General features: G+C 65.7%; 10 protein-coding genes. 5 read left to right on the top strand and 5 right to left on the bottom strand.

Going from position 1 to position 12,516, the window contains the following annotated elements; genetic code table 11:
- Positions 1 to 450, top strand: a 450-nt coding sequence (locus tag DW298_RS03345) for a tyrosine-type recombinase/integrase (RefSeq protein WP_168429455.1), incomplete at its 5' end; no start/stop codon positions are given.
- Between the two features lie 332 nt (positions 451 to 782).
- Here DW298_RS03345 and DW298_RS03340 read toward each other — a convergent pair.
- Positions 783 to 1,952 carry an Ig-like domain-containing protein gene (locus tag DW298_RS03340; protein WP_136041072.1) on the bottom strand — a complete coding sequence of 390 codons (1,170 nt, stop codon included), beginning with the start codon at positions 1,950 to 1,952 and terminating at the stop codon, positions 783 to 785.
- Between the two features lie 811 nt (positions 1,953 to 2,763).
- Here DW298_RS03340 and DW298_RS03335 point away from each other — a divergent pair.
- The 3 genes from DW298_RS03335 (at position 2,764) to DW298_RS03325 (ending at position 7,708) form a co-directional block, all read left to right on the top strand.
- Entirely contained in the window at positions 2,764 to 4,284 is a 1,521-nt protein-coding gene (locus tag DW298_RS03335; protein ID WP_136041071.1) for a putative Ig domain-containing protein, read from the top strand.
- Positions 4,285 to 4,407: 123 nt separating this feature from the next.
- On the top strand, positions 4,408 to 5,109 hold the full coding sequence (locus DW298_RS03330) for a class F sortase (RefSeq protein ID WP_136041070.1): 702 nt from the start codon (positions 4,408 to 4,410) through the stop codon (positions 5,107 to 5,109).
- Positions 5,110 to 5,176: 67 nt separating this feature from the next.
- Positions 5,177 to 7,708 (top strand): LuxR C-terminal-related transcriptional regulator, encoded by a 2,532-nt coding sequence (locus DW298_RS03325; protein WP_136041069.1) that lies wholly within the window; start codon positions 5,177 to 5,179, stop codon positions 7,706 to 7,708.
- An 854-nt stretch (positions 7,709 to 8,562) separates the two neighbouring features.
- Here DW298_RS03325 and DW298_RS03320 read toward each other — a convergent pair.
- Positions 8,563 to 8,961, bottom strand: a complete 399-nt coding sequence (locus DW298_RS03320) for an MFS transporter (RefSeq protein WP_136041068.1) — start codon at positions 8,959 to 8,961, stop codon at positions 8,563 to 8,565.
- Between the two features lie 181 nt (positions 8,962 to 9,142).
- Between DW298_RS03320 and DW298_RS03315 the strand changes: the two genes are divergently transcribed.
- Entirely contained in the window at positions 9,143 to 9,607 is a 465-nt protein-coding gene (locus tag DW298_RS03315; RefSeq protein WP_136041067.1) for a hypothetical protein, read from the top strand.
- A gap of 54 nt (positions 9,608 to 9,661) precedes the next feature.
- On the opposite strand, the gene DW298_RS03310 is transcribed toward DW298_RS03315, so the two are convergent.
- The 3 genes from DW298_RS03310 to DW298_RS03300 form a co-directional block, all read right to left on the bottom strand.
- A complete protein-coding gene (locus DW298_RS03310; protein ID WP_240745004.1) occupies positions 9,662 to 10,036 on the bottom strand; it encodes an aromatic ring-opening dioxygenase LigA in 375 nt (124 codons plus the stop codon).
- 461 nt (positions 10,037 to 10,497) lie between these two features.
- On the bottom strand, positions 10,498 to 11,700 hold the full coding sequence (locus tag DW298_RS03305; protein WP_240745003.1) for a HAMP domain-containing sensor histidine kinase: 1,203 nt from the start codon (positions 11,698 to 11,700) through the stop codon (positions 10,498 to 10,500).
- On the bottom strand, positions 11,700 to 12,419 hold the full coding sequence (locus tag DW298_RS03300) for a response regulator transcription factor (protein WP_136041065.1): 720 nt from the start codon (positions 12,417 to 12,419) through the stop codon (positions 11,700 to 11,702). The genes DW298_RS03305 and DW298_RS03300 overlap by 1 nt, the downstream gene beginning before the upstream one ends.
- Between the last annotated feature and the right edge of the window lie 97 nt (positions 12,420 to 12,516).

Here is a 12,516-nt window from a genome sequence, read left to right as displayed (position 1 = left end):
TTCACATTCTCACTCGTGGGCATCATCGCCCTGTCGAGCGGATACTACGACGACCAAGGGACGAACGATCCTGCGTGCAAAGACAAGGCTGGCGACGACCGTCTGTGGAACTCCGAAAACGGCGGGTTCCTGCGTCCGGGGAATTCGCAGTCAGGCTGGTTCGTCAGCGCAGTGAAGCGAGCCATGCGCACCGACCCTGATTCCCGACGCGTGATCCCGCACGACCTCCGCCACACCGCTGCGAGCCTCGCGATCAGCGCCGGTGCTAACGTCAAGGTCGTCCAGCGAATGCTCGGTCACAAAAACGCTGCAGAGACGCTCAACATTTACGCGGCACTCTTTCCGGATGACCTGGACAACGTCACGGACGCACTCACCCGACAGCGTGCTCAGCAACTTTGGCGTGATAGCCGCGAGGAGCCAACGGGCAGAGGGACGGGCCCCTCCTGAAGTCTTGGTGGGCACGCCGGATCGCTTTGCTTAATCCGGATCCTTTTTGGTGCATTTTGGTGCACTCCGGCCTGAGGACCAGTGTTTCTAGGTGGGTGTAGATGGGGGCAAAGCGACCCAAAATCCGCATGATTCCGCGGATTGCCGCCATATCGCTGGGACGTGACAAGGGGTTCAAATCCCACCGTCACCGCCACCATGAAGGCCCCCATCCCTTGGAAACACCGGGATTGGGGCCTTCATTGTGTGTCGAGGCTGCTTCGAGCTTGATCTCTGCGTGACAGGCTCGGAGCGGCCTTTGAAGCGAGTCGTCCGCCATCGTGAGCTTCAGCTCAGTTCGTCGGGCGTCGACGAGTCATCGCGAGACCTCCGAAGGTGAGCAGCAGTATCGCTGACAGGCCGACTGCAGCGAGGTCAGTAGGACCGCTCTCCGCCAGTTCGCCCTCACCAGAGGCGTCGCCGTCCGGTTTCGGTGCGGGGCCGTCGGTCGGCGTCGGGGCTGGGATGAGGGTGCCCGTGCCGGTGCCCTCGCTCACCTGACGGTCGGCGAGTCCTGCCGCGTAGAACGCGGCCGACCCTGCCGCATCGGTCGTCGCGAGAACCGTCTGGAACTGTGTCCGCGCCGCATCGGTGATCGTCGTCGTGAGCTGGAACTCGCGAAGGACCCCGTCGGCAACGCCCGCCTCGTCAGAAATCGAAACTACCTGCGTCGCGGCCTCGAGGCCGCCAGAGACGGCACCACAGGTTGCAGTGGATGCTGGAACCGGTGCAGTGAAGCCGTCGTCCGCGGGATACGGGTCCCCGCTGTCCCAGGGGGCATCTCGGTACGTGACCTGCAGGGCAGAACAGTCGACCGTCGTTGCGCCATCCATGAGCGCAAAATCTAACTCGAAGGCCGGCGCGCCGATGCGATACGTCCATACCAGGCTCTCCCCGGAGAATGAGGCCCCGACGACACCAAATTCGTCGAATCCTGTCTCCGTGATCGTGTAGCCGTTCACGGTTGCAGCGAACGTGCCATCGTCTGTGCTGAACGTCACCGGGAATGCGGTCGGGGTCTCGGTCGCGGCGGGAGAATCGAAGCGCGCGGGGAATCTCACGGTGCCGGACACGGAGGTGTGGGAGTCGACGTAGTCGCTCAGAGTCACGATCACCGCATCTCCTGCCCCGCTGGCGGCGACTGCTCCGATGACGCCATCTGGGGCGACGATGTCGAACGAAATGAGATCAGTGACAGATAGCTCGGACGGCAACGTGAGCGTCGCGGTATCCCCGGCTGCTGCCTGATCGGGAACAGTGAAGGCGAACTCGACATCGACAACGCTCCCGGCGGGAACGGCCGTCGAATTGTCTGTCTGCTGCCACGGTGTCGGTAGAACCGGCGCTACCGCCACAGAATCGAAGAACCCAGGAACTTCGGCGGCGACCGCGGGGACGGTGCCGACCGCTACCAGTATGAGGGCCGAGCCTAAGGCGCTGAGTGTGCGGAGCGAACGTTTCATCGTGACCTCCATCGGCGGGGCTGATTGAGCCAAACCTTAGAGGGCTTGCGCCGAGGCGTCTAGACCCATGTGGTGCTGAGTGAACATGTCGCGGCGAAGATCGTCACGGGCGTGGCCGGTCGCCCTCGTCGCGAAGCATGAGGACTTCGTCGTCGACTCGGCGATATGGGTGCAGTCGCGCGGTGCCGGTCGTGGGGTGTCAGGCCTGCGTGAAGAAGGGGAGGGGGTGGCCGGGGCACTGGGGAGAGCGCGGGCCACCCACCTCCGCTGGCCGGGGAGCCAGCATTGTTGGCAGCGGGGGAGGCCGCTACCAAGATGAAGACAGTCCCCACCGTCTTCATAGATCCCATCACACCAGCTCTGGAGGGCGCCCGACCCGGTTCCGCGCCTGCCCCAGTAGTAGGAGCGGGCGAGTGAGGTGTCAGCGGCGCGGTAGGAAGTGGGCTCCGACCCGCGCGTACGTGTAGCGCCACCGCTCCCTTCCGTGGTCGGGCGCTCGACACTCAGTCGACGGATGCCATTGCATGCTGGTGCGCTGAAGATGGGCGCTCTTGGCGGCCGCAACGTCGACCCGCACCAGGAGTCGCGTCGCCTCTGCCCCAGGGGCGCTCAACCACTGAGGCGCGCGCAGCCGTCACTGTAATCCCGGCTCGACGCCACGTCATGCCGCGCGGTTCGTCCAAGGGCCCCGCGGCAATGAGGTGGAGTAGCTCGTGCACGATCACGCCGGTCTGGGGGACGCAAGGGGCGGATCGTGCCCTCGATCAGTCGCAGCCGATCCTCCACTCGGATGCCGAAGTAAGGAAGAACCATGAGATACACCAAGACTGGCCGCTTCGCGCTCAGCGCGGGTGCCGTCGCGCTCCTCACCGGAGGGCTTCTCGCAGCGCCACTGGCAGCGACCGCGGCCGAGGGCGATCCACTCGACATCACCGTCACTCCGCAGAGCACGGAGTGGGCGAACGGGGACGAGCAGATCATCTCGATCGCCGCCGCCAACAACACGGAGGCCGATGGCGTCGTCAGCCTCACCATCCGTACCTCCGGCAATATGGGCACGGAGTGGGATCAGACCAAGAACGGTCACACGTCGGCGCCGGCGACGGCGAGCGTGGACGGCGCCGAGATCCCTCTGGACTACGCGGGTTCGATCGAGAAGACGCTGAGCTTCGAGGTGCCCGCAGGCAAGACGGCGATCGTGTCGGCTCCCATCGCGATGCGGTCGTGGACCGTCGACGCTCACACCGAGTCGTTCGCGGTCGCCGGGAGCACGATCACCACGGGCGCAGAAACCGTGAACGGCAATTGTGCGGCCGGCAACGAGTCGGGTTGCGTGGCGAGCTGGAGCCTGCCCCAGACGTACCTGTCGGAACTCACGCTCACCAGCAACCCGGCAACCGGGGGCGCGGTGCGGGCCGGTGACACGATCACCTACACGCTGACCGCCCTCACGCATACCTACAACGCGAATGAGACCGTGATCGCAGCGGCCGACCTCAGCGGCCTGCTCGCGAATGCGACACTCATCGAAGGCTCCGTCACCGCGACCAGCGGTACCGCCGCCATCGGCGTCGACAACCGGCTCAACTGGACCACCGGCGAACTCGACTCCGCGGGTCTCGGCGACAACGGCTCCGGCGACCCGGTGACCGCGACCTTCCAGGTCATGGTCGATGACGACGCAGCGACAGGATCCGTCCTCAGCACGGTCGCCGGTGGTTACGGTAAGCACCCACTGTTCGAGCCTCGCGAGATCGCGGCGGCGATGGACCCCGAGACCGGTGTCATCACCCCGACGTCGGCGGCCACGAGCACCCTCACGGTCGCCGCCTCGGACGTCGTCCCCGCTCCGGCGATCACGGTGACAGCCGTCGAGGACCAGATCGACACGGTCGGCGATGACGTGTCCGTGCAGGTCGAGGCGTCGTCGAGCGATTCCTCCACCCTCACTTACTCCGCGAGCAACCTGCCGGACGGTGTGACCATCGACGCCGCCACCGGTGTGATCTCGGGCACCCCCGCCACGGCCGGCGACTACATCGTCACGGTCTCGGCATCCTCCGACACGGTGGCTGCTGTCGACACCACGTTCGCGTGGACCGTCAACGCGGCGACCGTCCCGACCCCGACCCCGGACGACAACACCGACACCGGAACGTCCGGGACCGACGCGACGACCGCCGGCGGACCGTCTGTCCACACCGGTGGTGTGGTCGACGCCGACGCGGGCTCGGTCGCGCCGTGGCTCGTCGGCGGATCGGCGCTGTTCGCACTGCTGGCAGCCGCTGCCGGTGTGATCGGCTTCCGCAAGGTCCGCGCTCAGCGCAGCTGAGTCGCCCTTCCCTGAAAGTCGGCCCCGTCGTCTCAGCAGCGACGTGGGCCGACTTCTCGGTGCGAGTCGCCCGTATGACGGCTCGCCTCTCCATTCTGAACTCCCGATCACAAGCTGGTTGTAATGAACAAATCGCTGGCACCGGTACCACCCACCGGTCTTCACTCGGCATCTGGTCGGCGGAGGCGCCGTGCCCCACTCGTCTGGATCGCCGGAATCGTCGGTCTGTTGGCGGTGGCCGCGGGGCTCTGGCTGGCCTCCGGTGTCTGGGCCCCATCACCCGCGTCGAGCGAGTCCGTTGTCGACATGGATGGCAACGCGGTGGTGCTCGAAGATCCGATTGAGGACCCCGAGGTTCTTGCCCAGATGAACGTCGTCGAAGACGATGGGGAGCGCTTCACCGTGCCGTCGGTGGGATTGGATGTGCCGCTCGGTGGACTCGACATGGTTGACGGCGAGATCACCCCGCCCGGCTTCACTTCGGCCTATACCGTGCGCAACTTGGGAACGCCTGAGGATCCCTCCGCAGGCACGACCTACGTAGTCATGCATTCGATCCCAGATCCGGGTGTCGCCCCGGGCAACTATCTAATTGACGTGGCCGATGGTCGCGCCGCGGTGGTCGCCGGCGAGCAGGTTCACGTGGGTGAGGCGGTCTACGAGCTCGACTCGTCGTACGTCGTGGACAAGGCGGAGCTGTCCCAGCGAGCTGAGTTGTGGGTGGACCGGCCGGGACGACTGGTGATCATCACATGTCAGCAGCTTCCGTCGGGTGAACGCTCGGTCCAGAACACAGTAATCGGAGCACATCTCGTTGTCCCCTGACCGGCGGCCGGGGTCGGGGACCATTCGGTCTCTCGCTTCTTTCGCGCTACCAGACCAGACTGAGCACATGTTCGGCAATCAGGTCACACTCACAGATGCTGTGGCATATATCCGCGCCCGCGTTGACGTCGCAGTTTATGGACGACCAGGTAGTGGTCGCACGACGTTCCTACGCCGCCTTCAAGAGGTACTGCGAGAAAGCGGCTACACGGTGCTCCTGCTCGCGGGTTCTCCCGGACTGCAGAGAGTGCCGTTGGGCGGTCTGTCAGCGTTCTTTGGTGAGCCGGCGTCGGTGTCGCGGTTGCCCGACGTCGGCAGTTACGCGCAGCGACTCGCGAAGGAGGCTGCGAACGGCGACTTCGTGCTGTTCATCGACGATGCCGATCACCTGGATGACGCGTCGTGGGGAGTGATTCGCGCAGTGCAGCATTCGGCGTTGTTTCCTGTCGTTACGACCCATCGCCGCGTGAAGGAGGTCCTCCAGGGGGCTCGGAATCCTCATCTCGGTCGCGCTTACCAGCTTTGGATGCAACCGCTGCGGCTGGACGAGCTCGAGGCACTGCTGAAGCACCGCGCCGACGCCGCGATCGACCCCGCGACGCTGAGCCGCATTTTCGGCAAGTCGGGTGGCCTAGCGGGCCTCGCCATCGGCATCTGGGAGGTGGGTATTCAGGAGGGGCAGCTGGCGCTGAATGACGGGGTGTGGAGCGCGCAAGGCGAGCTTTGGTCCCCGACACTCGGTCGTCTCGTGGAGAGGCATATCGGCCCGTTGCGGCGGCGCGAGCGAGAAGCTCTCGAGCGGTTGAGTCTGGGCGGTCCGCTCGACCTCGACAGCACCGTCGCGCTCCTCGGGGGCCCGCTCGTCGAGAAGCTCGAGGAGAAAGCGCTGCTCACGTTCGAGCTGGTCAACGGCGAGCAGCGCTCTGCCGTGGCACCACCCCTCATCGCTGAGTATTTCCGACACCTTGCTCTCCCGGCACGCGCCGCTCGGCTCGCTCGAGGAACTGACGGACTTGCCGTCATCGAATCGCGCGCGTCCAGCGTAACGGACGTCACCGACCTCCGTGCTGCGCAACCGGACGCGATGTTCGTGCGGGCCGTGCAGGACGCCGCGCGCGCACGCCTCCTACGGTCTCGGGCGGAGTGGGAGCAGGGCCCGAGTGCGGAGAACGCCTTCAGCTATCTTCTGGCATTGGCCGCTGCGGACCTCGCCCCGCGGGAGGTCCGCTCGATCCTCAGTCGCACCGTGCACAGTGACGACATGATGCCGACGATCCGGCTGCTGGGGTGGCACGCGGCCTGGCTCGCCGGACGGGGGAATCTCGCGCAGGCGAAAGAGCTGCTGCGCGACGCGGAGAAGAGAGCGGGGCAGTACCGTCCGGCGCTGCAGGCGGCTCGCGTGCGCCTCGAGGTGCTCTACGAGGGACACATCGGTGATATCCGTGACGACGTCGCGCCCCCGGATGGCCTCCCGGACAACGTGCGCGGATCCGTTCACGTAATTCGCGCGGCCGGTTTGCTGATCTCCGGGCAGATCCTGGCGGCCGAGGAAGAACTCGCCCAGGTCGATCCACACAGCTTGGGGGCGGACTGGGCCGATCACGAGACGATTCGCGGCATGGTCCGTCTCGCGAAAGGCGAACACGCCCAAGCCACACTTCTCGCGTACAGCGCCCTCGAGCAGGCACGCGCCTCCGCCGATGCCACTGCAATCCGCACAACCGCCTATTTCGCGGCCCTGTGTCAGCTGATCCGGGGCAACTACCGGGAGGCAACCACCCTGGTCGAGACCGCGCTGGCAGTGGGGACCCCGAGTTCAAACGCGCCGACATCGCTTCTGGGCGCACTATGCATCGGCAGCATCGTGGCCGGACGTACCGGGAGCGCCGGCCTCGCTCAGACGCGGCTGGACCAGGCCGAACGCCTCATCATCTCGGACGGACCGTTTCCGGCGATGTCGACTAGCTGGCCCCAAAGCCAGATCCAACTTGCCGCCGGACGCCCCGACTCCGCTCGCCAGGAGCTTCGCCAAGGCGCCGAGCGGCTCTGGCGGCGCGGTGCGCGGTGGAACGCGGTGCTGGAGCACCTCATCGAACTCGAGCTCTGGCCGGACCCCGGCCGATTCGAGGAACTCCGTCCGCGCCTCGACGCCGTCGAAGGGGAGTTCGTCGCCGCGCTGCGCGCCTACGTGGAAGCCCTCGTTGCGGAGAACTCGACCCAGTTGGAGGAATCCGCGCCGCGGCTGCTACGCACCGGACGTCCCGGTTTCGCGGTGAATGCCTATGACCGTGCGGCGCAGTTGTTCGAGGACGCCGGTCACGCCGAGGATGCGGAAAGAGTACGTCGTGCGGGTGACGACCTCATCGCCAGCCTCGACCCGGGCACATTCGACGCGGCACGTTTCCGCAGCGCCGATATCCTGCTGACAAAGCGGGAGATCCAGTTGGCACGCCTGGCGGCGATGGGCTGGTCGAACCAACAGATCGCCACCGAGCTCGTGCTGAGCGTGCGCACGGTCGAGAGCCACCTGCACCGCATCATGAAGAAGACCGGGACGACGAGCCGCCGCGACCTAGGCCCATACCTACCCCGCAACTAGGCCAGGTGGAGGGTCGAGCAGTACTCTCGGTCGCCATGCAACCGCCCCGACGCTGCCAAGGCCGTAGCTCTGATGCAACGCGGAGCCCGCTTGCCTTCGTCGTAGGTTCAGACGCCAAGATAGCCGTCAACGCTTCGCTCGACAGGGCTGGGACATTGTGGCGGCATTCACGATCATTCCTTCGTCCGGACGAGAGCGCGCGCTCGTTCCGCACGTCGCTGCGACTCGGCGATAAGTGCGCAGGCCAGCGCTGTGAGGAGCATGACCATCGCGAGTCCCCACGCAACGACAGCGACCTGCGCGGGCAGAACCATCGTGGTTAGGAGAAGCGCGACTCCGACAGGCGGCAACGCGATGGTCAGGCGCTGCGTAGCGGTGTGAGGCATCATCATCTCTCTGCTCGGGCCGCGGCGACGGCGGGGGGGCATCAACGGTGAAACCCTCATCCAGCATGTAGGCCACCCGGCGAACTGCCAAGCAATCCATCTGCGTCGTGGCCCTCAGGGCTACGGATTCATTTGGCCGCCCTGTGTTGACCCCGGACGCCGAACCCTGGGAACCGGGCGGGGTCACCATCACCACTGGGGCCACCGCGTCCGCAACAGGCGTCGTCGTGATCGGCCCTCTCGTGAAGGCATCGCGCAGATAGCGCAGGCACCCTGTTCGCGCTTCGTCATTGCCGGCGCAGCATCTGGCTCACGAAAGCCACCGTTCTGACGCGTCCGTGAGCGACGACGTCGCCACGCGGCTTGGTGCGCGATGCTTCAACGCCTGCCAATCTCGTCAAATGTACACGCAGGTCGAAGGCGAGGACACTCGCATGTCTCTCGCCCTCGACCTGTGCTCTCGTTGGGTCAGCTCTTCTTAGCTTTTGAGCTCATCTCTGAGAAGTCGTCCTCATCGTTGTACTTGCGGCCCTTGGGTACCGTCGCGACGATCGACACTATCGCGACGACGAGGAAGATCAAGTTGACACCGCATGCGACCATGGCGGCCTCCCGCACTGCGATGTTGGTCTGCTCGCCTTGGAAGGGAACCAGGTCGCGCAACCATTCGACTCCGCCCGCATCGGTGATGGAAGTGAAGATCGTCAGCGAGATGGCGGCGCCAATAGCGGCACCTAGCGATGAAGCCATCTTGTAGATGCCGGCGCCGGATCCCGACTGGCTTTCCGGAAGGTTCGAGAGTGCCGCGTCCGTCGACGGCGTCGCGTAGAAGGCCAGCCCGACGCCGAAGAGGGTGTAGGCGACCACGGCGAGGATCTCGTATTGTCGGCGTCCGCTCCTACCCGGCAAGTTGGACGTATCGCGACGCGAGCCGCTGGCGGGGTTCGCCGGCGCCGCCAGCGGTCAGCACGATCGTAGAAGGAAGCCTGGAGCGCGCGTCCGTCCACGGCTGCCGCAGCGCGATCTAGCCGAGGCGATTGCAGCTGTCTTGGCAAACGACGGACGAGCAACCGCTCGTGACGTCGCGACCCAACTCGATATCGGTGTGCGCACGGCGCACAACCCACTCGCGCAGCTCGTGAGTTCGGGCGAGATCCACTTCCGCACCGAGATCGCACGCCCACTGTCCGGCTGGCCGTTCTGCGCGTGGTTCCTCGTATCTTCATCGGCTGCGCATCGCGACCGTGACGTCCAGACGCTGGCGGCGATGCCGGAGTGTCGCGCCGTCATGCACACGATCGGCCCATTCGACTTGGCCGCGGTCACCTGGATGCGAGATCTCGAGGACGTCGACGCAATCGAAGCGGCGATCGAGGAACACGAGCCCGTAGCAACCATCCATGACCGCGTTCTCGTGCTTCGCACGGTGAAGCTGATGGGTCGGTTGCTAGATGCGGACGGGCGCAGCTGTCGGCATGTTCCATTGCCCGCGTACCTCAACCTGCATCCGTGATGACACCAGCAACCCTTGAGAGTCAGGATCCATCACGGCGAGTGCGGGGCGATGTCAGTCGGTTGCTGCCGCCGACCGTCGCACGGCAAGCGCACGAAGCGCCCAACCGAACAGAATCGACAGGATCCCGACTCCCATGGCGAATGCGGCGACTCCGAAGGAGACGACGGAAGTGAAAAGCGATGCCCGCAGGAATGACGCGTTCATCACGGTCGCGCGGATTGGGTCATCCACCGCCAGCTCCGAATACGTACTCCCGGCGGACGCCTCAAGCGCGTGGTGCTGGATGATGTCCGCCTGGACGAATGCCGTCAGCGGTCCCGCGACGGTCTGGCCCTGGAACGCGATAGCGTCATCCGGGATCGTGATGTTCTCGGCCCGCAGTTGCGTGGAAACCATAACCCACACGACGATGCCGACGGCGATCAAGGCGATGCCTCCCACGATGCCGAGAACCCCTACGATCTTCACACCGCTCGATGCGGTGGGTGTGGGCGCCGGAACGGAATCGCGAGACTGGGCGTGATCGGACATGAGTGTCTCCTCTTTCAGGGGCGGAACACACTGAGCGTAGGCATCACGTCGCCCGACTGCCTGGTTGTCCGCCGGGAAAAAGGTGATGCATTAAGTGAATCCCGGTTCGCACGGATACCTCTAGCTCCTGAGCCGAGCGTGAGAGCGGTAGGCATGTCGTCGAAGTCCATCAGATCACTGCGCGCTTGCCAGTCATCTACGCGAATCCGCCTGCTCGTCTTCCGCAGTTCCACGCGGATCCGCTTGACCGTCCTGACCCGACGAGGGCAAGGGTTGCGCAATGGAGCGTTTGAAGGATGAAGTGTGATCCCAACGAGACGCCGAGGCTTGGGTGTTGACCGACCGGGAGCAGCGGGTCATTCGGATGGTTGTTGAGAGCCGCTCGAGGGTCGGAAGCGCTGAGTTCCTCCAAGCGCGCTCGCCGTGAGCACGGCGGGCAGGCGGATATCGAAGCGTGAGCCGATGTCCGTCTGGTGGGCGCTGATCACGCCGTCGTGCGCCTCCACGATGCCGCGGGCGATCGCGAGACCGAGTCCTGCACCGCTCGCGCCGTGGATGCCGGCACCGGGAGTCCTGGCATCGGTGCCACGCCAGCCGGGTTCGAACACGCGGTCGAGGTCGGTGTGCGCGATGCCGATGCCGGAGTCTTCCACCGACAGCAGCATCACCTCGTTCTCGCGGGCGGTGCTGATGCGGATCGTCCCCCCGGTCGGGGTGTGCTCGATCGCGTTCGTGAGGAGATTCATCATCACGCGAGCGAGCTCTCTGGCGTCGCCGACGATCGTGTGTTCCGGGCTCGTGCGCTCGATCACGGAGATGCTGCGCGCCTGAGCGACCGGGGCCAGTTCGGCGACGGCATCGCTGACCAAATCGTGGAGCGACATCGGCTCCGGGTGGAGCACGAGGGTCCCCGACGTGATCTTGGAAAGTTGGAAGAGGCTGTCGACCAGATCAGTCATGTGGTCGACCTGGCGGCGCATCTGGCGGTGGAATCGTGCAGGATCGTCGGCCATTCCGTCGTCGAGCGCCTCCGTCATCGCCCGCAGCCCGGCGAGCGGGCTGCGCAGGTCATGCGAGATCCATGCGATCAGTTCACGCCGCGACCGATCGAGGAGCTGCACCTCGTCCCTGGCGGCCGCGAGTCGCTCGCTCGTGGTGACGAGCTCCGCGGCCACCCGGGCGAAGTCCGCGTTCACGGCGAGCGAGCCCGTGGCGTCGAGGCGCTCGCCGTCGCCCACCGAGTGCGTCAGCTTCTGGAGTGAGCGCACTCCGCGCAGCAGCTGCATGGCGAGCACGACGGCCACCGCCAGCGCGACGACAGCCGAGATCGCGGTCACCACGACAACCACAAGGAGGTCGTGGGGCGAGATGTACATGGCGTCGGCGACGGCGAGCACGCCCGTCGCGAACGCGAGCACCACGGCCAGGATGACGACGCACAACTGCAGCATGAGTGAGCGTCGACGAAGCAGCCATAGTGCGATCACGCCGAGCACGCCGACCAGCAGTGCGCTGATCAACGCGATGCCGGCGATCGCTGCGACGTCGGCGACAGGCATCAGAAGGGCCCCAGCTCGAGGCGGTAGCCGACACCCCACACGGTGACCACCACGGTCGGGTTGCCTGGATCCTCCTCGATCTTCTCGCGGAGGCGGCGGGTGGTCACGGTCACCGTCGACAGGTCGCCGATCTCCCAGCCCCACACGTTTCGCAGCAATGTCGGGCGGTCGAACGTCTGCCGCGGGTGCTTGAGGAGGAACGCGAAGAGATCGAACTCGCGCACCGAGAGCTCGAGCGGAGCGCCGTGCTTCGTCGCAATGCGGGCCGAGGGATCGAGATGGAACGGCCCGAGCTGGAACGGCGCCTCGCGCGCGAACTCCGGCAGGCTCCGTCGCAGCACCGAGTTGACCCGTAGCACCAGTTCCTTGGGGGAGAAGGGCTTGACGACATAGTCGTCGGCACCTGCCTCCAGACCGTCGATGCGGTCGTCCTCGGAGCCGAGCGCGGTGAGCATGATGATCGGCACGGAGGAGTCGGCACGGATACGGCGACACACCTCGGAACCGTCGATGCCCGGCAGCATCCGGTCGAGCACGACGAGATCAGGGGAGCCGGTGGCGACGGCGGCGAGTCCGGCGAAGCTGTCGGTGGCGACGTCGACGATATAGGAGGCGGCCTGCAGGTAGGTGCGCACGATCTCGGAGACGGTCGCGTCGTCTTCGATCACGAGGACGCGACGATCCGCGAGCTCGGGGGAGTCGGACAGCGGCAGGACCATGCTCCCATCGTAGGTTCGCGGGTCTGCTTCCTCGCGAGGAATCCGGCCGTCTCCGGCATCCTTCCTCGGTTCGTAAGGAGTTGGCGGGGTCGGAGAA

Source organism: Microbacterium sp. A20, from assembly GCF_004794515.1.
GTDB lineage: Bacteria > Actinomycetota > Actinomycetes > Actinomycetales > Microbacteriaceae > Microbacterium.
The sequence above is the reverse complement of the archived record's forward strand: the minus strand, read 5'-3'. Positions and strand labels throughout refer to the sequence as shown.